The sequence below is a fragment of the Paenibacillus sp. 05T425 genome (genome assembly GCF_056396205.1).
In genome coordinates, this window is sequence record NZ_JBFTLA010000002.1 from 74,331 (window position 1) to 96,336 (window position 22,006).

Consider the following 22,006-nt stretch of genomic DNA (forward strand, 5'->3'; position numbering starts at 1 on the left):
CCAAGCTAAAGAAGGTATTGTTGCTCAATTCTATTGAGAGCAATACCTTCTTTGTTGTATAAATGGGTTCTCCTATCTAAAATTTCTCCATTATGATTTGGTGGTTGTAAAATAGGATTCCCCTAGAAGTTCCTTCGCTTGATAACTGCTTGGTGAAAGCTCTCTTTCCATAAAAGCTTTGATTTCCGACTTTTCAATATCATACATAACCTCAATTTCTTTAGAAAATAACAGCTTTTCTTTTTCAAGCAAGTTAGAAAGGGATGGCTGTTTTTTTGGTAGTATTTCTTCCGTATTTAGAATTTGCTTTAAGCCCTCAACATAGGACTCTAACGGACGGCTGCCCGTGATTTTCATTCCTTTATTTTCCTCGTTCATTATAATAATCGTCGGGAAACCTCTAACTCCAAGGCTTCTAGCGAGACTAAAATCTTTATTCAATAATTGTTGGCCGGTCTGTTGTTCGGCATCTTGAACAATAGCTTCTCCATCAAGTCCAAGCTGATTTAAGATGTCTATCATGATGGTTTCATCGGCAATGTTTCGATTAAATGCGAATAGAGCTTCTCGCGATCGTCTTAAGTAATCATAGGCTAATTCATCGTTATAAATTTTTTGAATCACTTTAAATACACGAGAAGGCGGGAAGGAGGATTGAACCGGATTGTCGAGCATCAGAGAACCGTCAATCGGCATGCGCGAATATTCTCCAACCTCTCTCCAGTGGCCGAAGACGTCAGCAGGTCCCGATATACCGTTACGTGGGTCGACAGGCTCATCACTCCATTTTTCCAGCAATCCACCCATAACCGTATGAAAGTTGAAATAATGCCCATATTGCTCTTTAAAACGACGAAGAACAGGCTCAAGCGCCCAGCAGTGAGAGCAAATGGGATCCGTTACATAATAAACTTCAATGGATTTTTGAGGGTGATTAAAATCGATAATCTCCAACTCTTCCTCCCCGGCTGTTCCGCATATACCTGTTTCTAAATCACAAATCATAGGATTATCATTTATCATTCGTTTATCCCCATTTCCCATCATTGCTGCCTCCCTAAAGTGTCATAAACAATCGTTGTTAGTAACATCTCTTTGTTTTACAATCATATTCTAGCTATTAAAAATGTATCGGAACACCAATAGATCATTCCATTTGTCGTTTATGCAACACATGGATACAATTGTTTAAATAGTTGGAGGGACATGATATGACACAATCAAAGACAGATCCCCGAGTTTTACGAACTCGCAAGTTAATTATGGACTCTTTTATTGAACTTTCAGGGAAAAAAGAATTCAAGGATATTACCGTTAAGGATATTACAACAGAGGCTAAGATTAATCGTGCAACGTTCTATTACCACTTTGAAGATATATATGACTTGTTGAACAAGGTATTGTCGGAAGTTTTATTGATTAATTTGAATGCCATAGACTTTGAGAAAAGCGAATTAAATGAAACATCAATTATTGATATCTTTGTGGCCGTAACGGATTTTCAGAAATCGTTATCTAGTCGGTGTCATAGAGGATACGATGAGACCATAGCCCGTATTATTAGGGAACAGCTTGAAATCATTTTCTACGGAATGTTGCAAAAGCAACATTCCGTAGAAGAGGATAAATCTCAGAGAATTACTGCTATCATTTTAAGTTGGGGCGTTTATGGTGCTTCTGTCGAGTGGAGGAGAAATAGTAAGGAATTACTGCCGGAGGAATTTATTAAGCCGGCCATTCCTTTTCTGATGTCTGGGATCAAACACGTATGAGACCTTGAAGCCTGGGGATGAAATGCAGCGATGGCATTCAACTATTCCTCAAAACATCCATCCTCTCCTGCAAACCTTCCAAAACCTTTTTTGGCACCTCCCTAACCTTGATATCTTCACCTAGAAAAAGCATCCAATTTGTTATTTCAGTCAATTCCTCCGCATGATGAACATTTACGAAAGTTTTTAGAATAGCCGTCGTTTGATAAGGATTCGTATAGGAAATGGAAATTTTTAAAGGATGGTACTTTTTAAACTGGGCAATCGCCTTTGGACCAAGTTCGAGGATGAGGTTAATCGTTTCTTCCTGCTTGCTTAGTTGTTCTACAATCTTTTTCTTGCTTATTCTTTTTTTCACGGGGTATGGTTTGACATCGGTGAGGTTGTCGACTGGAATAATCCGCCTCTTTTCATCCACTAGATCGAAGCCTTCAATTTGCCAAGAGTTTTTTTCACGATATAGGCGCATGAGATAGATAGGATAAGATTTTATTTCCCTACCTTCTTCAACGGCAACCACTAAGTAGCAGTCAGTAAGAAGGTTTTGGATGAGTTGTTCCAGCATGGGATGGGGCAGATCCGATAGATCAAGCAGGTCAGGATTGTGGGGGTTGGTACCTTCGAAGAGCAAGATTTGATTTAACAGAACAAGATCATCTTGCTGGTTCTGAGAGATGAGACCGAGCAATTTTTCAGCTAAAGAGTGGCGACTCTTGAGATACGGGAGTTGCAGATTTCGTGTGGCCATGAAGGCGATAAAAAGAGCCTTAATCTCATTGTCGGTAAAGCGGACAGTGGGCAGCACGGAGTTTTTCATCACAAAATATCCCCCGTCCCTCCCGACTTCGGCGACTAGAGGCATTCCCATTGCTTCAATTTCCCTAATATCTCTAATTGCCGTCGAACGGGAGATATTAAACTCATGCATGATTTCCGAGATGGTAAAATGGGCGCGGTTGTTGATGTACCGCATGATGATGTTAATCCGTTCTACTTTTTTCATCGCGACCTCTAAACAGTATCATATTTTGACATGGTTTATCGTTATTATAAACCCATCAAGTAAAAAAACAAATCACTTGGAGGAATGAAAATGAGTACGATCATTGGTAATGAAAAAATGGCGAAGGTTGAATCACGCACTATTGGAAGGACGGCAGCCTATTGGACCGTCACGATCATTCTCGCATTCTCTATTGCATTAAGCGGGATCGGACAATTGATGCGATATGGCGGCAATGTCGATTTAGTGACCGATATTGGTTTCCCGTTATATATCACGAACATTCTCGGAGCTTGGAAATTGCTTGGCGTCATTGCGATCGTCATGCCAGGTTTTCCCCGCCTTAAGGAATGGGCTTATAGCGGTATCTTTTTTCTAATGACGGGTGCGGCCTTATCTCACGCGTTCGCTCATGATTACGGTGATGGTGGATTCCACGTTATTCTTCCGCTTTTCTATGCTGCGCTTGGCATCGCCTCCTGGGCGCTGCGTCCAAAAAGCCGCAAACTTTAATGGGCAGCGATTTTTTCAAAGAATCTAATAAACAGTATCACATTTTGACATGATTTATAGTTATTATAGATTTATCAAGTGAAAAACAAATCGATGAATCAATTCAAAAAAAGGAGTGTTTGATTATGGCAGCGTATACCCTTGAGGAAAAAGACAGTTTTATCGTTCTAGGAATCGGCACGGAGCTGAAGAGCGATTACACGGATTATGCCGGTATGAACAAGGAGAAGGAAAACTTTTGGCAGGCAGTGGAGCAGGATGGAAGGCTTGGCGCTTTGAAGGCCATTGCCACGAATGACTACATTTTTGCCGTGAATGAAGCTGTAAATCACAAGATGATGTATTATGCCGGCGTCATGACAGAAGGATCGGTACCGGAAGAACACAGAGTTATTCAATTCCCGAAGGGTCAATATCTAGTCGTTAAAGGCGAAGGAAATACGGCCGAAGAGATGAGCAATAAGCTTACCGGCATTGCCTTTGGCCAAGCCTTACCGGAAGCCCAGAATTTCGCCTATGTTGGCGGACCCAATGCAACGGTTGAGATGGGACAGCGAGACGGCATCGTATATGGGGAAATGTGGATTCCCGTTGTTAAAAAGTAAACGAGATGTAAAGCTCACAAAAATTTTAGGAGGGATGAGAATGTCCTATATCGTTGACTTTAAAAATGTGTCTACGGTTGGTCTGGAATCTTCACCGGTAGCAGAAGCGCTTGCGGGACTGCGTGCGAATGAAGGCCGTTACTTTATGAACAAATATAAGCATGAATTTACGGTTGTACCAGCCAGCGAGAGCCAGGAGACGCTTGAATACGTACATCGAATTTTGAAAGAAGAACGTGATATCGAGTTTGCGGCTAAACCTTTAGAGACGTCGCAGCTTCAAGTGGAAAATATTAAATGGACCTTCGTCTTTTATGAGGATGGTCTAGCGGTTAACGTCTTGTATACGGTTGATGACCCTAAGAAACGGGCAGTTGGCTTTAAGCTATCCGAGGGGATGGAAGTGCCTAAGGAGTTGGAAGAGAAGAAGTTTAAATTTGCTAGACAGAAGTCCAAGCTGGCTGGGACAATTCGAGGTTCGTTTTTTGTCATCAAAAGAGAATACTGAAGCAAGCAACACTTAGAATGAAGCGACCACTTCTGTGCGTTCGATATAGCCCTTGCTCCATGAGCAGGGGCTTATTGAAATATATGAAAGTATAAGATAGGACTCAGGTTGAACGGATTACTTCAAATGCGTTTTTTTACTAACGGATCAACAAGTAGCATTAACTATTAGAGTCTTGCTGCTTGTTCAAGAGGCGATCGCTTACTTGGGTTAGAAATGTTGACCACCTAGCTTGAAAATCGTGATCGGTCGCATCGCATCCGGTAATGAACTTGGTGATATTGCTGAATATAATGGGATAAATAGTTAAAGAGGTTATTGCCAGCGTCAAAAGTTCAGGTTCGATCTCCGACGGAACAATCCCTTTTTCCTTTTGAACTTTCCAGTACTCGACGTAAGATTGAAGGGCAAGTTCCCCTCCTTTATTCCAAGACGTTGGCTCTGCCCAAGATTMAAGTGCTTCCCAAGCAGCGAACCTAATAAAGTCTGCTCTCGCCTGGCTGTTGACCCTGTAACGATGCTCGGCAATATTAACGGGGTTATCAGGGATTTGCGAAACCCACTCTGGCTCGCTAGTTGCAGAGTTAGCCAGAACGGCTTCAAGCAATTCTGCTTTTCCCTTGAAGTAATGATAGATCAATTGTTTCTTTACCCCAGCGTTTTCCGCGATCGACTCGATCCGCGCCCCCTTAAACCCCTTGGCGAAAAACTCTTTTTGTGCAGCTTCAAGAATATTTTTTTGCGTGCGTTCCGCATTACGTACTTCTCCCATACGGCTGAGCCTCCATACCTGATCTATTAAAGTTAAAGCCATCGTAGTCCATTATTGAAAGGGCGTCAAGTTATAACTTTACAGATATCAAATTATAACTTGACATATGTAAAGTTATAACTTACCATTTGGTCAGTAGTTATTAAAGGGAGGTAATTCATATGACCATATTTTCGATCGTGATTCAAAGCATGTTAATTTTGTACTATGTCTTTTCGGGTTCTGCTAAGATTGCTGGGGCCAAGTACTGGGTTGATATATTCAACAATCTGAGAATTCCACAATGGTTTCGCGTTGTCACGGGAATCGTTCAGTTAGTCGGAGCTGTAGTACTTGTTTGGGGCTATTGGGCTGAAGATGTAATCGCTTGGGGAGCTATTTGGCTTGGAATTACGATGATCGGGGCACTTCTCGCGCACCTAAGGGTCAAAGATTCGATTGGCAAAACAATGCCTCCGGTTGTGTTTCTTCTGTTAATCATTGTTTTAACCATCATGAATGCGGAGAATGGCTGACTGAGTAGTATATCTAACCCGTATCCGATTCTCCGCTGATCGTACCGATCGGGCGTCATTATGTGTATGCTTAAGCCGCCGAGGCAATCCGGCGGTTTTTTTATGAATGATGACCAGCGACTTACGAACAATTTATTCTCTAGGCGTATTCATTCCGCAACAAGGGCGAACAATAGACTTGGAAAATTCACCATGAGATGCGATGGGAATACGAAAGGAATAGGTTGTCTATGTGGAGTCAAATGAGGGATTGGGTCAATAAGCGTTCGCCTGCCCAAGTGATTACTGGGTATTATTTAGGGGCAGTTATCGTATCGATTCTATTGTTCAGTATCCCGGCTGTTCGTAAACCTGGCGTTACCGTTACTTTTTTCGACACCGTCTTTACGGCCGTCAGTATTGTAAGCGACACAGGGCTCGGCGTATTTAATGTTGCGGAAACCTACAGCGTATTCGGATATTTCGTCATTATACTTGTATTGCAATTCGGGGGTATCGGCATTATGGCGATGAGCACGTTTTTTTGGCTCCTGTTTGGTAGGAAAATCGGATTGCGCGAGCGCCGTCTGATCATGGTGGATAATAATCAGTTCGCTATATCGGGATCCCCTAATTCCGTAGGCGGCGGTATCCGGACGACCACTTTCGCTTTGAACATATTGTTTATTTATCACTTTGCAAAAGGAAACCGCTCCATCAGAGTATTTAACCGTGAGCTTCATCCGGACGATATATTGAAGTCGCTAGCGATCTCGTTACTCGCGATTGTCTTATGTTGCTTATCGGTTATCTCGATTTGCATTACCGACAGGCAGCATCCGCTTATTGCTATTGTGCTCGAGGTTTGCTCCGCCTTCGGCACGGTTGGCTTGTCTACGGGGATTACTCCGGACCTTAGCATTATTGCGCAATGTATACTCATGATTCTGATGTTTCTCGGAAGAATCGGCTTAACGACCTGCTTATATTTCATTGGCGGCGGCTTAAACGATGCAAAATTCCACTATCCTGTAGAGAGGGTAATGACGGGTTAAAGAAAAGGCCATCCCCCAAAGGATGGCCTTAAGCTTGTCGTTACAGACTTATGCGGTAGGATGGGGTACGCAGACGTCTCTTATGGCGTTCATTAATAATAACGTTGCCTTCCCCAAAAGGTTTTTATCTTTATAAACGATGCCTACGCCGAGGACGGGGTTCAGGTCGACGAAGGGTCTGATGACCGAGGAGCCCTCGAGCTCCAGACCGCTGTAAATCGGAACAATGCCTACACCAAACTCTGCTTTAACCATTTGTTGAATCACAAAGAAACTTCCAACCTCGATGCACGGGAAAACGTTCTGACCGGTTGGACAAAACGCCCTTTCCCAAAGCTCTCGATAGACACAAGTCGGTTCTTTGACCAGAACGGTTAGCCCCGCGAGGTCGCTCGCTGTGATGCTATCTCGTTCGGCTAGGGGATGATTCACATGTAACATAACACCTAATCGTTCCTCGATCAGAGGCTCAAACTCCAGCATGAGATTGGCGGGCGGAGCCGAGCATATGCCGAAGTCCAGCTCGCCGGCTCGAACCCTGTCCATGATCGATTTGCTGCCGCCCACTTCCATGGTTAAGTCCACTTTCGGACGTGTCTTGCAAAAGTCGGCTATAACGGTCGCCAGCTTCTGGCTTGCGATAGGCTCGATGGCGGCGAAACGAACGGATCCGTCATCACCGGCCGCGATATCGGAGACGGTCTGTCTCATGGATCCGACCGACTTCAGTAAAGCCGAGGCCTCATGATGGAGCCATCGGCCTGCTTCAGTCACGCTCACGCGCTTGCCGTCGCGCACGAATAATGAAACGCCCAGATCAGCCTCGAGGCGCTGAATCTGGAGAGTTACCGTAGAAGGAGCATATTGGAGTTCCTCGGCAGCTTTCTGAAAATGGCCAAGACGCACGCAAGCTTCGAAGGTTTTTAAAGCTCGAAGATCCATTTTCATCACCTTTGGTTTAATAATTATGAATAATTCATTCATATAATTCAATTTTACAAAACATTCCCTCAAATGTACACTTGGGACAACAAGTTATTTGTTGAGAGAATGGAGCAATGGGGATGAGGTCGGCATTCAACTGGATTACTTTGTGGGCATCACTTTTATTTGTCGTCATTCTTGGTTTTTCTCGACTCTCCTATGGCATGTTTTTGCCGGGGATTCAGAGGGAGATCGGAGGAAGCTACAGTCAACTGGGTATATTAGGCACGGTCAACTTTATTGGTTATTTGATCGGAACAATAGGTCTATCGCCTTTGATCTCGCGGTTCCCGCATCGAAAGCATGTCATTAATCGGGTGACTTGTTACCTGCTCGGATTGGCCATGATTGGCTCGGCATTTAGTGATCATTTCGCTCAGCTCGGGCTATGGCGGTTCGTTATTGGCTTATTATCGGCTATCGCCACAGTGTTAGTCCTGTCTATTGCAATGGAAACCGTTCGACCGGAGGAAAGAGGAGTGGCGTCGGGTCTAATATGGCTGGGCGGTTCCGCCGGCATTCTAGCGACGGGCTTATGCGCCCCCTTCACCATAGACCCTTCACACTTGGAGGGCTGGAGGTATGCTTGGATGGCCATGGGCGTGTTTGGCGTCATTGCCGCATTCGGTTTTGAGTTCGTTACAGGGAAGCGGGGATACGCATCAATACGCTCGAGTGCGGAATCGGATCCGCAAGACCAAGAACGCGTGAATGTGTACCGTCTCTTGTTGAATCCGAAGAAGCATTTGTTCTTAATCGGTTCTTATTTCTTCTTTGGCGCTGGATACATCATCTATTTCACGTATTTGATTCCCTACTTGGTGAGCAAAGGCATTCCGTCTCTCTATGCCGGATTGATCTGGTCTGGTATAGGCTTTGCGGGCTTATTTAACGGATGGATCGGAGGGAAGGCCATCGACCGCTGGCCGAGTGGATATACGCTTGCTGCGGGATTAACATTGGGGACGATCGGTGTGATTGGCGTAACCACCAACAATATGGTTTTTACGGCATTGGGCGCTGTTACGATCGGGCTGGTCTCCTTTATTACCCCTCCGCTGATGACGACCGCGCTTCTTCGGCGTCATGTCCCTCAACACGCTTATGCGGCATGCCTCAGCTTAGCCACTGCCTTTTTTGCTTCCGGTCAGATTATGGGTCCCATCGTTGGCGGTGTTGCGGTTGGAAGGTACGGCTTGCAAATCGGCGTCGCATCCAGTGCGATCTTTATGGCGATAGCCGCAGCGCTGGCTGGTGTATATGGATATCGACAACGAAAGCTTAATAGCCAAGGTGTTACTCGGGAGATTAAAGTTGAACAAAGAGGAGAGACGACAAAATGGTGAATTCTAGTCAAAACGGCTCGGCAATAAGGAAATTTTTTTACTCCGATCATATTCGGCTGTCTTATCTAGATTTTGGCGGGGATAGCGAGCGAGTGCTCGTGATGTTGCATGGGTATATGGCTAATGCAAGATCATTCTCGGAGCTGGCTGTGCGCTTTAAAGATTGGCGGGTTATTGCTATGGATCAACGAGGACACGGTTGGAGCGACCATCCTCCTGGGAAGGAATACGCAAGAGAGGATTACGTGGATGACATTCTGAATCTGATTCAGTCAGAGCTTGGAGGGCAGCCGGTCACGATTCTGGGGCACTCCTTGGGCGGGTTGAATGGTTATCAGTTCGCGGCTCGTTATCCGGAATTGGTCAAAGCCGTTATCGTGGAGGATATCGGAGCGGAGATTAATGCCAACTTTTCCTTTGCCGACAAGCTTCCCTTCCGCTGCGCTTCCTTAAAGGAGCTGAGAGAATCGCTTGCAAGCGTAGGGCTCAGGGCGATCGACTATTTCGCCGAAAGCGTGTTGGAGGATGAACACGGTTGGGGATTCCGAACGGATCTGAAGGGACTGCAAGTATCCGTTCCTCAGTCCAACGGGGTGTGGTGGGATGATTGGCTCGGCTCGAGATGCCCAATCATGCTTATTCATGGCGGTAAGAGCTTCATTCTGGATACCGAGCAAGCAAGACGAATGGAAGAGCGAAGACCTGGCACTAAGCTTATCGTGTTCGAACAATGCGGACACGGTGTCCACTCCGAGGATTTGAACGGTTATTATCACGCAGTGAACGATTTTCTAATGGAATTAAAATAAGGGAGGATATGGTCCTTCCAAGGAGGGGGAGGTCACCCTTTGGAGTGACGCCCCTGCTTGGAACAACTACTATTCCACTTCGATGGCTTTTACCGTTTCGCCCTCGATTAATACGGGCTGGTAGTAGGTGGTGGTGGGCAAGTCCTTTTTGCCTTGTAAATTTTTAATGACCCAGTCCGCTGCGTCACGTCCCATTTGTTCTTGGGGGTGCGTTAACGTCGTGAGCTGGATATTTGCGTTTTTGGCGATATAGGAATTGTCTTGGCCAATGATGGATAGCTCGTCCGGAATGGAAATGCCCAGTTTTCTGCAGACATGTACGACTTCCAAGCCTACTTCGTCGTTGTAACACACAAGCGCAGTCAATTCCTCCCGATTGTCGTTCAGATACACTTCCAAGTTAGCGGACAAGTCCGGCTTCGTCTCCGTATCGAAAGAAAGCACATGCTCTTGCTGGAACCGTAATTTGGCTTCTCCAAGAGCTTTAATAAATCCCTTCATTCTAAACTTCCCTTGCAAATCATCCATTTTCGCAATGATGCCGATCTGGGTATGTCCTTTGGCAATCAGCTCCCGGGTTGCGAGATAGCTGGACTGCACGTCATCCAGGCAGAAGAAAGGAACTTCCAATTCTTCATAATAGGCATTGATCATTGTGAAAGGAACCTCTTGTTCCTTAAAAGACAGGTAGTATGCGATATTAGGGTTATATACATTGCTTCTGGTAGGTTCAATAATCAGTCCATCCACGCCGTAGGACAACATCATTTCCAACGCTTTTTTTTCTTGGGTGATATTATTATTCGTACTGGCTAACAGCAAGGAATAGTTATCTTCATTTAATCGGCTTTCAATGCCGCGGATAATGGAGGGAAAGATGTAATCCGAGATATAAGTCGTGATGACGCCGATCGTTTTATTTGTGGCCTTCGCACCGGTTCTAGAACGGTACTGGCTGCTGACGTACGTGCCGGAACCCCTCTCGCTTCGCAGAAAACCCTCGTTTTGCAACTCCAGTAAAGCTTTTCGAACCGTCTGCCGGCTAACGTTATAGCTCTCCTGCAAAGCAAGCTCCGAAGGGATTTTCTCCCCTGCTTTGTACGTTCCAGAGAGGATATCACTTTTGATATCTTCAATAATGAGCTGGTACTTTGGCTTCATCTATTTCACTTCTTTCATTATTGGCTGAAAAAGTTGTACGTACATATTCTAGCATGAATTGCCTAGAATGCAAATATACTGGCCTCAATTGCGATTTTAATGGTACAAGTTCCGTGCTTGATCTTAGGAATCGACGATGATTAGGCGAGTAAAGACGGGACAGTGACTCATGTTAGTATAACTATTAGACTATATTGACAAATGTACGTACAGAAAATATACTAAGGCTGTCAGCGAGAGAAAGCGCCTTCTTCCGGTCGAAGATAGCGATAGGAGCGGGTTCATATCATGCAAACCGCGAACAGAGAGGGGATATATGTGATCATGAATCATGTAGACTTGAAAGAAGCGATAACCAAGGGTGAAACTTCGCTCGGTATCGAATTCGGATCTACGCGGATTAAAGCGGTTCTAATCGATCGTCGTTTCGAGACGATCGCATCGGGAAGCTTTGAGTGGGAAAATCGTTTGAAAGACGGATATTGGACATACAATCAGGAGGATATTATTACAGGCCTCCAAACCGCATATCGCGAAATGAAGCAGGAAGTACAACAAAAATACGGAGTTACCCTTCAAACCGTCGGATCAATCGGGTTTTCCGCTATGATGCACGGCTATATGGCCTTCGATAGCACAGGTGAACTGCTGGTACCATTCCGGACTTGGCGCAATGCAACGACCGGCGCGGCAGCAAGAGAACTAACGGAGTTGTTCCAATTCAATGTTCCCGAGCGATGGAGTATCGCCCATTTGTATCAAGCGATATTAAACCAAGAGGAGCATGTGCCTCGCATTGATTTCGTAACGACGCTGGCTGGTTATATCCACTGGCTGCTGACTGGCAATAAAGTAATTGGCATTGGAGATGCTTCCGGCGTCTTCCCTATAGATGAGTCAACCCATAATTACCATCCAACGATGGTTAAGCAATTCGATGAGTTAATCGCGGCGAAAGGTTATCCGTGGCAGCTTAACGACCTTCTTCCGAAAGTGAATCTATCCGGCGAGCAAGCTGGCGAGCTCACGGCGGCGGGAGCTGCCATTCTGGACCCGGCCGGGGATCTGCAGTCCGGCATTCCGTTCTGTCCTCCTGAAGGCGATGCCGGTACAGGCATGGTAGCGACGAATAGCGTCAAGAAGCGTACGGGCAACATTTCCGTGGGAACTTCGGTTTTTGCAATGATCGTACTCGAGAAAGAATTGTCCAAGGTGTATCCGGAGATCGATATGGTCACGACGCCGGACGGCAGTCCGGTCGGCATGGTGCATGCGAACAACTGCTCCAGTGATCTGAACGCTTGGATGGGACTGTTCCGTGAATTCTCAGAAGCGATGGGTTTCAATGTGGATTCGGGCAAATTGTTCAGCGTGCTGTTGGGCAAATCTCTCGAAGCCGATCCGGACGGCGGCGGTTTGCTTAGCTACGGCTATCTCTCTGGCGAAAATATTACGGGATTGGATAAAGGCCGCCCGTTGTTCGTTCGTTCGCCTGAAAGCAACTTTAATCTAGCCAACTTCATGAGAACGCATCTATTCACGGCTTTCGGAGCGCTCAAGCTGGGCATGGATATTTTGACGGAAAACGAACAGGTGGCTATCGACAGCATCTTGGCTCACGGCGGACTCTTCAAAACTCCAGTCGTTGGACAAAAAGCGTTGGCCGCTGCGCTGAACGTTCCGATCTCGGTTATGTCCACGGCCGGAGAAGGCGGGGCATGGGGCATGGCGCTTCTAGCTTCGTACATGACGGGCAAGGATCAAGGAGAGAGCTTGTCGGACTTCCTCGAGCAGAAAGTGTTCAAAGATGCCGAAGGACAGGAGATAGCTCCTGACGCCACCGATGTACAAGGTTTCCAAACCTTTATCAAACGATATCAAGCAGGCCTTGCCATTGAACAAGCCGCTGTAGACCATCTGCTAGAGAACGGGAGGGACTAACGTTGTTAGAACAACTGAAAGAAGAGGTATACCAAGCGAATCTTGACTTGCCGAAGCACGGACTCGTGAAATTCACTTGGGGCAATGCGAGCGCCGTCGATCGGGATAGCGGCCTGTTCGTCATCAAACCGAGCGGAGTCAGCTATGAAAAGATGAAGCCGAGCGACATGGTCGTTGTAGATCTAGACGGCAAGGTGGTCGAGGGTGATATGAGACCTTCCTCCGATACTGCGACTCACGCCGTGTTGTATAAGCATTATCCGCAAATTGGCGGTATCGTGCATACCCACTCGACTTGGGCAACCATCTGGGCGCAAGCGGGACTCGATGTACCCGTCATGGGAACGACGCATGCGGACACCTTCTATGGCGCTGTGCCATGCGCACGCTTCTTGAACCAAGAGGAAGTTGACCGTGGATACGAAGCGGAGACGGGTCACGTTATTATCGAAACGTTCGAGAAGCGCGGATTGGATGTCATGGCGATTCCGGCTGTTCTGCTGCAAGGTCATGCGCCTTTCACTTGGGGAAAAGACGTGAAGTCGGCGGTCGTGAACAGCGTCGTGCTGGAGGAAGTGTGCAAAATGAATCTGTACGCGCGGCAATTGAACCATTTTGCCAAAGAGCTTCCGCAAGGCATTCTGGATAAGCACTACCTTCGCAAACACGGAAAAGATGCCTACTACGGGCAGAAGTAATAGCACTAGCCATTATAAAATACAGAAAAGAGGATGATTAAGATGTCAGTAACAGCAGCTAAACAATTTTGGTTCGTCGTAGGTTCGCAGCATCTGTACGGAGAAGAAGCGCTCGCTGAAGTAAAAGCTCATGCGCAGACGATGACGGATGCCTTGAATAATAGCGGGGTGCTCCCTTATCCGCTTGTCTTGCAAGATCTGGCGGTAAGCGCGGATAAAATTACAAGCATTATGAAAGAGGTCAACTATCGCGACGAAGTGGCGGGTGTCATCACGTGGATGCATACGTTCTCGCCTGCGAAAATGTGGATTCGCGGTACGAAATTGCTGCAGAAGCCTCTGCTTCACTTGGCAACCCAGTTCAATGAAAGCATTCCTTGGGCAACGATCGACATGGACTTCATGAACCTGAACCAAGCCGCTCACGGCGACCGCGAATACGGCTTCATCAATGCCCGTCTGAAGAAACAAAACAAAATCGTTGTAGGCTACTGGGAACGTGCGGAAGTGCAGCAGCAAATTGCGGATTGGATGGACGTAGCGGTTGCCTATAACGAAAGCTTCAACATCAGAGTAGCCCGTTTCGGCGACAACATGCGCAACGTTGGCGTAACGGAAGGCGACAAGGTCGAAGCTCAAATTCAATTCGGATGGACTGTCGACTACTACGGCATCGGCGACCTCGTACAATACGTGAATGGCGTTACGGAGCAGGAAATCGATGATCTGATGGGCCAATATGCGGAGCTCTACGACTTCGATTACGGCACGAACAGCAAAGAAGCTTGGGAAGCAAGCGTTAGAGTCCAAGCAAGCTATGAAATCGCTCTTAAACGTTTCTTCGAGGAGAAAGGTTATAATGCCTTCACGACAAACTTCGAAGACTTGCACGGCATGAAACAGCTTCCTGGTCTAGCTGTCCAACGTTTGATGGCGCAAGGCTACGGCTTCGCCGGCGAGGGCGACTGGAAGACGGCTGCGCTTGATCGCTTAATGAAAGTGATGAGCCGCAATCAAAACACGGGCTTTATGGAGGATTACACGTACGAGATGGCAGCAGGTCAAGAAGCTATCCTGCAGTCCCACATGCTCGAGGTAGATCCGTGTCTGGCAAGCAACAAGCCGAAAATCATCGTTTCCCCGCTCGGAATCGGCGATCGCGAAGATCCGGCACGTCTGGTGTTCGACGGCAAAGCCGGCGAAGGCGTCGTTGTATCCATGGCTGACTTCGGCACTCATTATAAATTATTGATCAACGAGGTTTCCGCATTCGAGCCGACGGTTCCGGCTCCTAACCTTCCTGTCGCTCGCGTCCTGTGGACGGTGAAGCCGAACTTCCAGGATGGCGTAAGAGCTTGGATCGAGAATGGCGGCGGCCACCATACCGTCGTTTCCTTGAACCTCACGACAGACCAAATCGTGACTTACGCCAAGCTGGTTAACTTGGAATACGTCGTCATTAAGTAATCTATAAATAAAGGTTGAAAAACCGTTTCTTTCGTAAATGGGCGATTGTATGCCTATTTGCAAAGAAACGGTTTTTTTTAGAATATTCTCATATGCAAGAAGGGTATTCGGATTATTCTTACTTGTATTTCACCAGTAAAAATTTTCTATTTGAATCGTATTTGTTATATTATTTGTAGATAAGTGGATTAATTTGAAGCTGGAGGATGGAAATGTCCTATATCGTTGATTTTAAAAATGTGTCTACGGTTGGTTTAGAGTCTTCGCCTGTTGTAGAAGCGCTTGCTGGTTTACGTGCCAATGAAGCCCGTTACTTTATGACCAAATACAAGCATGAATTTACGGTAGTACCGGCTAGCGAAAGTCAGGATAGCCTTGACTATGTGAACCGAGTTTTGAAGGAACGTAATATTACGTTTGCGGCCAAGCCTTTAGAAACGTCGCGTTTTCAAGTGGAAAATATCCAATTTACCTACGTCTTTTATGAGGACGGGCTTTCGGTCAATGTCATGTATACGGTGGATGACCCTAAGAAGCGGGCGATTGGTTTTAAGCTTTCTGAAGGCATGGAGGTACCGCAGGAGTTGGAAGGGAAGTTTAAGTTTGCAAGGCAGAAGTCTAAATTAGCCGGAACGATTCGGGGCTCGTTTTTTGTAATTAAAGGGGAGTATTAGATAGCCGCCTTCTTTCAATGCTTTCACTGCCAACCGTTTTTTGTGCTTGCACCTTACGTTACGTCATGTTTTACAATGGAACTACCGGGACTTAGCTAGCGCCAAAGAGTGGAGATGGTTCATGAAGAGAAATTGGAAGGTCGGAGATCTCGCCAAGTTGACGGGTCTTACCGTACGAACCTTGCGGTTTTATGATCAAATCGGGCTGTTCTCTCCGTCCGGGCAAACGGAATCCGGCCACAGACTGTACAATGAACGGGACTTGTCGCGCCTGCACCAGATCTTATCATTGAAGGAGCTGGGCCTGTCGCTCGAGGAGATTAAGTCGGTTTTGGTTGGCGGGCAGTACAGTCCGCTTGAGATCGTGGGCCTGCAGATCAACCAAATCAACGAACAAATCAAACAGCAGCAAAAACTTTTGGAGCAGCTCAGACATGTATCCAAGCTGATGCAGGGCAAGGCGGAATTAACGGTTGAAGATTTCACCGGCCTTCTGCAAGCGATGAAGACGGGATTTGACAAACCGATCATAGAACGGCAAACGAGTTGGACACGGCATTTGGATCTATTGGGAGATTTTCTAGTTCAGGAAAGCGGAATTCCGAAACATGAGGAGGAAAATCAATGAACGAACGATTCGTCAAGCATGGCACTTTCGTCGTCGAGCGAACTTATGCCGCTTCGCCGGAGAAGGTTTATCAGGCCTGGGCCGATCCGATTGCCAAAGCCAAGTGGTTCTCGAAGCCGGATATCTTCGATTTCCGGGTTGGCGGGCGCGAGTACAGCAGCGGAGGGCCGCCCGAAGGGCCGATCTTTACCTTCGACGCCTACTACCAGGAGATTGTTCCCGAGCAGCGCATTGTTTACACATACAGCTTGGATTCGGGGGACACGCGTATCTCCGTCTCGATTACAACGGTCGAGCTTATTAAGGTGGAGAGCGGTACGAAGCTGATTTTCACGGAGCAAGGGGCGTTCTTTGACGGACACGATACGGCGGAAGTGCGGGAGCACGGTACAAATATCATGTTGGACGCACTGGGTAAAGCAGTGGCCTGATTATAAACATACGTGAGTGGAACGCAAAAAGCCTTAACCCTTCTTATGCAGCAGGGTTAAGGCTTTCGTTATTCATTAAGCTAGTCTTGTCTTAAAGTCATCATAGCCAAACTCGCGAACGACGCGGCAATTGCCGTCTTTGTCCTGCACGGCGATGGCTGGCAGCGGCATGCCGTTGAAGGTGTTGGTCTTGACCATGGAGTAAATCGCCATATCTCCAAACACGAGTCTGTCGCCGTTCTTTAGAGGCTGATCGAAGGAATAGTCTCCAATGACATCGCCCGTCAGGCAGGTTGGACCGCCAAGTCGATAAGTGTAAGGCTTCTCGCCTGCTTCGCCCGAACCGAAGAGCGGCGGACGGTACGGCATTTCCAGAACATCCGGCATGTGACATGTCGCCGATGTGTCCACGATAGCGATCTCAATGCCGTTCTTATGGATATCCAGAACGGAGGTGACCATATAACCCGCGTTAAGCGCGATGGCTTCTCCGGGTTCAAGGTAGACCTTTAAGCCGTACTTATCTTGCATTCGCCGAATGCAAGCCTCGAGTCGCGGGATATCGTAGTCTTCTCTTGTAATATGGTGACCGCCGCCAAAGTTGATCCATTCCATCTGCGGCAACCATTGCCCGAATTTTTCTTCGACCGCATTCAGCGTAGTCTCCAAAGCATCCGAGTTTTGTTGGCAGAGGGTATGGAAGTGCAGTCCCGATACGCCTTCCAGCAGTTCTGGCCGGAAATTCTCAAGATTCACGCCGAATCTGGATCCTGGCGAGCAAGGGTCATACATTTCATGTCCTTCTTGAGTCGAGCACTCCGGATTGATGCGAAGGCCCACTTTTCTGCCGGCTGCAAGAGCTTTGGCTTTATACTTCTCCAGCTGCGAGAAGGAGTTGAAAATAATATGGTCGCAAATGGCTATAATTTCGTCGATCTCGTCTTCACGATAGGCAGGGGCAAAGACGTGATTTTCTTTGCCCATTTCCTCGTGACCAAGCCGCGCTTCGTATAATCCGCTCGCGGTCGTGCCGCATAAATATCGTCCGATTAGGGGATACATCGCGGTCATTGAAAAAGCTTTTTGCGCCAGTATGATCTTAGCTCCCGTACGCTGCATGACGCCGTTCAAAATGGTTAGATTCTTCTCGATGAGCGCTTCATCGACTACGAAACAGGGTGTMGGTAATTCCTCGAACCGCATATTAACGAACGAGCTCCGGTTTTTTTGTATCTTCAGGCAATGCGTCAACTAGCACCGGGTTAAAGTCTTCTACCCATGGAAGTCCCCATTTGTTCAGCTCTTCCATGAATGGATCCGGATTGAACTCTTCAACATTGTATACGCCTGGTTTATTCCATTTGCCAGTCAAGACCATCGCCGCGCCGATCATGGCAGGTACGCCAGTTGTATAGGAGATAGCTTGGGAGCCCACTTCTCTATAGCACTCTTGGTGATCGCAAATATTGTAGACATAATAAGTTTTGTCTTGGCCGTCTTTTTTGCCTTTGAAGATGCAGCCGATGTTCGTTTTGCCAACCGTACGTGGTCCCAGGGAAGCTGGGTCCGGCAGGATAGCCTTAAGGAATTGAAGCGGAATGATTTGTTTTCCTTCGTATTCGATCGGCTCGATGGAAGTCATTCCTACGTTCTCAAGCGCCTTCAAGTGCATGAGATAGCTTTGGCCGAATGTCATGAAGAAACGGATACGTTTCAGTCCAGGCATGTTTTGCGCAAGAGATTCAAGCTCTTCATGGTAAAGCAAATACATATCTTTCTCGCCGACTTCAGCAAAGTTATAGCTGCGTTTGATTTCCATCGGTTTCGTTTCGATCCATTCTCCGTTTTCCCAATAACGTCCGTTAGCGGATACTTCACGGATGTTGATCTCCGGGTTGAAGTTCGTCGCGAACGGATAGCCGTGGTCGCCGCCGTTGCAATCTAGAATATCGATATATTCGATTTCGTCAAAATAGTGCTTCAGCGCATAAGCGGAGAATACGCCAGTTACGCCTGGGTCGAAGCCGCTGCCGAGCAGAGCTGTGATTCCAGCTTGTTCAAAGCGCTCGCGGTAATCCCATTGCCATTTATATTCGAACTTCGCCGTATCTTCCGGCTCATAGTTAGCTGTATCCATATAGTGAGTCTTAGTAGCCAGGCAAGCATCCATGATCGTCAAATCTTGGTAAGGCAGAGCTAAGTTCATGACGATATCCGGTTTGACTTCGTTAATCAGAGCGATCAACTCGTCTACGTTGTTTGCATCGACCTGTGCTGTCGTAATTTTGGTTTTGCCGCCGTCCAATTTCGCCTTCAGTTCATCGCATTTGGACTTCGTACGGCTGGCAATACAAATTTCTTCGAATACTTCGCTGTTTTGAACGCATTTATGAATTGCTACTGCTGCTACGCCGCCGGCGCCAATGACTAGTGCTTTTCCCATTTCTCGATCTCCTGACCCAAGTGAATTTTTTAATTCAAAATAAACCAACAAAAAAAAGCAAGCGAAACACGCACCCATGCGCATCACACTTGCTTTGATATCGTCAAATAGTAAAAGTCATTTCCAATAAGCATGACCGGACAAAGCTCTTGCGCGCTCGTCAGTCAGCCATAAAACGTATCGTTTCATGGAAAGGCCCTTCATATTCAAATATATCATGTAGGATCAGAGTCTATATAGCAAATAATTACTTTTACCACTCTTATTGACCGTTTCACAAGTTGATGTGCATATGCACTTGGTTGTAAAGTAACCAACTTATAAAATTTGAGCTTTTAACTCAATCAATAAAGCAACGAAAGTTGCCAATCGGCATTTGACCCGGCTGTCCGTATGGCCTTAACTTCTTGGTGGAAGTGGTCAAAGATTATCTGCTTGGAAAGATCCTAGATACATTGAATATTAGCTTTCCAAAAATCATGCTCCTTCATAATAGCAGGATAGTGTTTCTGGAGCAATATAAATTTTTAGGAATCGCATATTTTTTTTGCGGCGTCGAAATCTAGTGCTGAAGTTAATGTATGAAGCCGATCTAATTCGGTTCGTGCGGGAAGGGAAGGACAAGAACATTTTTTTGCGTAAGGAGCAGATTGATCTCTTAGAATAGACATTGGAAAAACCGCGGGTTATTCCGATAATAGTTCTAGGGGTGCATTTTTTATGGCCACTTCAATAAAAATTAAAGAGGGAATATCATGGAATGGAACGCAGGACCTATATATAGCGCAATTGTAATCGCATTGATTATACTTATTTATTCTAGAGAATACGGCGGTATACGAACCATTCAGAATCAGATGTTTCGAATTACCTTGATGACTACGATTGTTTCTATGATTAGCATATTAATTTCGGTAGCATTAAATATGGAGATGACCCACTTCCCGCTATTCCTAGTCGAGTTTTTCAATGTGATGAGCAGAGTTTCAATGACGGTTATTGCGCCGCTCTTCTTTTATTACACGATTTCGATTATTTGGAAGACTAAAGAAGTGTTTTTCAGGTGGATACGATTCACCGCTTGGGTTTATCTTATTTTTGCGCTGATGATTATGAGTTCGCCATTTTCGGGAATTATTTATACCATTTCGGTTGACCATACCATTGTAAGAGGGCCGTTGTATAACTTGATGTACGCTGCGCCTGCTTTCTATATTGTGCTGCTTCTTGTCTTATTATTCTTTACGCGTCATAGACTTTCACGAAGTTTGAATCTTGTTATTTTGTCATTTCCTGTGCTGTGCCTCGTCTTCGTAACGATTGAATTTATTTATCCTTATTTGCTCATTTCGAGTACTGCAGCAACTGCATCGTTGGTGATTTCTTATTTGTACATTCAAAACAAAAAAATTCTGGAAGATGATTTAACAGGGACGATGAATCGGCGTGCATTCGTCAAAGTAGTAAGCATGCGTTTAGAGGATAAGAGTCCGTTTAAGATTATTGTTGTAAGCATAGACGAATTTAGAAGCATCAATAATCACTATGGCGAGCAGATCGGGGATCGCCTTCTGCAGGAAGTGGCTCTTTATTTAATGAATGTGCAGCCCAATGCGCAAGTGTTCCGCCTCTCGGGTGATGAGTTTGCGCTATTAACAATGGTTACCGACCAGCGGCAGCTTATTCGGACGATTAGTAACCGGTTGTCTCAGCAGTGGGTCATAGAAGGAATGAATCTTTCTATTCGTGCTACGATTGCCGAGCTCAATATTCCGGAAGTGACGGATACGCTCGAGGATACGGTTCATGTGTTGGAATACAGTATTCGCGAGGAAAAATCTCTTCACAAGAATAGTACGGTTACGATTAATAGCGACGCATTGGACCGCATGCATCGCAAAAATAAAGTATATGAGTATTTAAAACAAACGATCGAAGGGCGAGAACTGGAGATTGTGTATCAGCCTATTTATCACGTTGAAACCGATAGTTATCCTGTGTTCGAAGCATTGGCAAGACTCACTTGCCCGGAACTTGGACCGATTTCTCCACTGGAATTCATTGCAATCGCAGAAGAGAAAGGACTTATTAACCAATTAGGTGAGGTTTTGCTGGAGCAAGTATGTAGAACGATCAGAAAGCTAGAGAGCAGTGGTACTCCGTTTCAGCATATTAATATTAATTTCTCGCCCATACAAATGGTGAATGACAATATCGTTTCGGAAGTAGAACAGGTGATTCGGAGAGAACAAGTAGATCCGTCGCGTATTCATCTGGAAATTACAGAAAGTGTAGTAATCGATAACTTTGACAAGATTAGCAACATTATGAATAGCTTCAATCGTCACGGTATACATTTTAGCCTTGATGATTATGGAACGGGTTATTCTAACTTGTCCAACATTATTCATTTACCTTTCAAGGGGATCAAGATCGATAAATCCTTGTTGTATCGGGCTTCGGAAAGCCAGTCTACTTTCGTCATCATTCAAGCTTTATCTCGCTCTTTCCAACAAATCAATAAACATATTGTGATTGAAGGCGTTGAGACGGAGGATCATATTAAGCTTGCTCGTGCGATTGGTTGCGACTACTTGCAAGGTTATTATTTCGCTAAGCCTATGATGACTGAGAATCTGATTGTTTTTTTGAAGGGTAAGGCTTCACACTTATAAACGACAATCAACCCCCCGTAGGCCCTG

22 protein-coding genes are annotated in these 22,006 nt (G+C 46.0%); 15 read left to right on the forward strand and 7 right to left on the reverse strand.

Going from position 1 to position 22,006, the window contains the following annotated elements:
• Positions 1 to 90: 90 nt before the first annotated feature.
• Positions 91 to 1,044 (reverse strand): DsbA family protein, encoded by a 954-nt coding sequence (locus AC1DF0_RS04205; RefSeq protein ID WP_442049872.1) that lies wholly within the window; start codon positions 1,042 to 1,044, stop codon positions 91 to 93.
• Between the two features lie 167 nt (positions 1,045 to 1,211).
• Between AC1DF0_RS04205 and AC1DF0_RS04210 the strand changes: the two genes are divergently transcribed.
• Positions 1,212 to 1,772, forward strand: coding sequence for a TetR/AcrR family transcriptional regulator (locus AC1DF0_RS04210; protein ID WP_442049809.1), 561 nt, complete (start codon positions 1,212 to 1,214; stop codon positions 1,770 to 1,772).
• Positions 1,773 to 1,809: 37 nt separating this feature from the next.
• Here AC1DF0_RS04210 and AC1DF0_RS04215 read toward each other — a convergent pair whose 3' ends face one another.
• The gene (locus AC1DF0_RS04215; RefSeq protein WP_442049808.1) at positions 1,810 to 2,775 is read right to left on the reverse strand and encodes a helix-turn-helix transcriptional regulator; all 966 of its coding nucleotides are present in this window, start codon (positions 2,773 to 2,775) and stop codon (positions 1,810 to 1,812) included.
• A 90-nt stretch (positions 2,776 to 2,865) separates the two neighbouring features.
• Here AC1DF0_RS04215 and AC1DF0_RS04220 point away from each other — a divergent pair, with 90 nt between their 5' ends.
• From AC1DF0_RS04220 to AC1DF0_RS04230, 3 genes are all read left to right on the forward strand, one after another.
• Positions 2,866 to 3,288 (forward strand): DoxX family protein, encoded by a 423-nt coding sequence (locus AC1DF0_RS04220; RefSeq protein WP_442049807.1) that lies wholly within the window; start codon positions 2,866 to 2,868, stop codon positions 3,286 to 3,288.
• Positions 3,289 to 3,413: 125 nt separating this feature from the next.
• Entirely contained in the window at positions 3,414 to 3,893 is a 480-nt protein-coding gene (locus AC1DF0_RS04225; protein WP_442049806.1) for a GyrI-like domain-containing protein, read from the forward strand.
• Positions 3,894 to 3,933: 40 nt separating this feature from the next.
• Entirely contained in the window at positions 3,934 to 4,401 is a 468-nt protein-coding gene (locus AC1DF0_RS04230; protein ID WP_477573155.1) for a phage tail protein, read from the forward strand.
• Between the two features lie 160 nt (positions 4,402 to 4,561).
• On the opposite strand, the gene AC1DF0_RS04235 is transcribed toward AC1DF0_RS04230, so the two are convergent.
• Entirely contained in the window at positions 4,562 to 5,173 is a 612-nt protein-coding gene (locus AC1DF0_RS04235; protein ID WP_477573156.1) for a TetR/AcrR family transcriptional regulator, read from the reverse strand.
• A gap of 161 nt (positions 5,174 to 5,334) precedes the next feature.
• Here AC1DF0_RS04235 and AC1DF0_RS04240 point away from each other — a divergent pair, with 161 nt between their 5' ends.
• On the forward strand, positions 5,335 to 5,688 hold the full coding sequence (locus tag AC1DF0_RS04240) for a DoxX family protein (RefSeq protein ID WP_442049803.1): 354 nt from the start codon (positions 5,335 to 5,337) through the stop codon (positions 5,686 to 5,688).
• A gap of 230 nt (positions 5,689 to 5,918) precedes the next feature.
• Positions 5,919 to 6,722, forward strand: a complete 804-nt coding sequence (locus AC1DF0_RS04245; RefSeq protein WP_477573157.1) for a potassium transporter TrkG — start codon at positions 5,919 to 5,921, stop codon at positions 6,720 to 6,722.
• A 48-nt stretch (positions 6,723 to 6,770) separates the two neighbouring features.
• On the opposite strand, the gene AC1DF0_RS04250 is transcribed toward AC1DF0_RS04245, so the two are convergent.
• Complete coding sequence (locus AC1DF0_RS04250; protein WP_442049801.1) at positions 6,771 to 7,706, reverse strand: LysR family transcriptional regulator; 936 nt, start codon at positions 7,704 to 7,706, stop codon at positions 6,771 to 6,773.
• A gap of 80 nt (positions 7,707 to 7,786) precedes the next feature.
• Here AC1DF0_RS04250 and AC1DF0_RS04255 point away from each other — a divergent pair, with 80 nt between their 5' ends.
• Both AC1DF0_RS04255 and AC1DF0_RS04260 read left to right on the forward strand, forming a co-directional pair.
• Positions 7,787 to 9,052 (forward strand): YbfB/YjiJ family MFS transporter, encoded by a 1,266-nt coding sequence (locus AC1DF0_RS04255; RefSeq protein WP_442049800.1) that lies wholly within the window; start codon positions 7,787 to 7,789, stop codon positions 9,050 to 9,052.
• A complete protein-coding gene (locus AC1DF0_RS04260) occupies positions 9,046 to 9,861 on the forward strand; it encodes an alpha/beta fold hydrolase (RefSeq protein ID WP_442049799.1) in 816 nt (271 codons plus the stop codon). Before AC1DF0_RS04255 ends, AC1DF0_RS04260 begins: the two co-directional genes overlap by 7 nt.
• A 69-nt stretch (positions 9,862 to 9,930) precedes the next feature.
• Here the strand turns inward: AC1DF0_RS04260 and AC1DF0_RS04265 are convergent, their stop codons facing one another.
• On the reverse strand, positions 9,931 to 11,022 hold the full coding sequence (locus AC1DF0_RS04265; RefSeq protein ID WP_442049798.1) for a GntR family transcriptional regulator: 1,092 nt from the start codon (positions 11,020 to 11,022) through the stop codon (positions 9,931 to 9,933).
• 324 nt (positions 11,023 to 11,346) lie between these two features.
• Between AC1DF0_RS04265 and AC1DF0_RS04270 the strand changes: the two genes are divergently transcribed.
• The 6 genes from AC1DF0_RS04270 (at position 11,347) to AC1DF0_RS04295 (ending at position 16,861) form a co-directional block, all read left to right on the forward strand.
• A complete protein-coding gene (locus AC1DF0_RS04270) occupies positions 11,347 to 12,963 on the forward strand; it encodes a xylulokinase (RefSeq protein ID WP_442049797.1) in 1,617 nt (538 codons plus the stop codon).
• A 2-nt stretch (positions 12,964 to 12,965) separates the two neighbouring features.
• The gene (locus AC1DF0_RS04275) at positions 12,966 to 13,661 is read left to right on the forward strand and encodes an L-ribulose-5-phosphate 4-epimerase (protein WP_477573158.1); all 696 of its coding nucleotides are present in this window, start codon (positions 12,966 to 12,968) and stop codon (positions 13,659 to 13,661) included.
• 42 nt (positions 13,662 to 13,703) lie between these two features.
• Positions 13,704 to 15,128, forward strand: a complete 1,425-nt coding sequence (araA, locus tag AC1DF0_RS04280) for an L-arabinose isomerase (RefSeq protein ID WP_477573159.1) — start codon at positions 13,704 to 13,706, stop codon at positions 15,126 to 15,128.
• 212 nt (positions 15,129 to 15,340) lie between these two features.
• The gene (locus AC1DF0_RS04285; RefSeq protein WP_442049794.1) at positions 15,341 to 15,802 is read left to right on the forward strand and encodes a phage tail protein; all 462 of its coding nucleotides are present in this window, start codon (positions 15,341 to 15,343) and stop codon (positions 15,800 to 15,802) included.
• Between the two features lie 121 nt (positions 15,803 to 15,923).
• Positions 15,924 to 16,430 (forward strand): MerR family transcriptional regulator, encoded by a 507-nt coding sequence (locus AC1DF0_RS04290; protein ID WP_442049793.1) that lies wholly within the window; start codon positions 15,924 to 15,926, stop codon positions 16,428 to 16,430.
• Positions 16,427 to 16,861 carry an SRPBCC family protein gene (locus AC1DF0_RS04295; RefSeq protein WP_442049792.1) on the forward strand — a complete coding sequence of 145 codons (435 nt, stop codon included), beginning with the start codon at positions 16,427 to 16,429 and terminating at the stop codon, positions 16,859 to 16,861. Before AC1DF0_RS04290 ends, AC1DF0_RS04295 begins: the two co-directional genes overlap by 4 nt.
• 75 nt (positions 16,862 to 16,936) lie before the next feature.
• On the opposite strand, the gene nspC is transcribed toward AC1DF0_RS04295, so the two are convergent.
• Both nspC and AC1DF0_RS04305 read right to left on the reverse strand, forming a co-directional pair.
• The gene (gene nspC, locus AC1DF0_RS04300) at positions 16,937 to 18,064 is read right to left on the reverse strand and encodes a carboxynorspermidine decarboxylase (RefSeq protein ID WP_442049791.1); all 1,128 of its coding nucleotides are present in this window, start codon (positions 18,062 to 18,064) and stop codon (positions 16,937 to 16,939) included.
• Position 18,065: 1 nt separating this feature from the next.
• On the reverse strand, positions 18,066 to 19,304 hold the full coding sequence (locus tag AC1DF0_RS04305; protein ID WP_442049790.1) for a saccharopine dehydrogenase family protein: 1,239 nt from the start codon (positions 19,302 to 19,304) through the stop codon (positions 18,066 to 18,068).
• Positions 19,305 to 20,059: 755 nt separating this feature from the next.
• On the opposite strand from AC1DF0_RS04305, the gene AC1DF0_RS04310 reads away from it, so the two are divergent.
• On the forward strand, positions 20,060 to 21,979 hold the full coding sequence (locus AC1DF0_RS04310; RefSeq protein ID WP_477573160.1) for a putative bifunctional diguanylate cyclase/phosphodiesterase: 1,920 nt from the start codon (positions 20,060 to 20,062) through the stop codon (positions 21,977 to 21,979).
• Positions 21,980 to 22,006 lie beyond the last annotated feature (27 nt).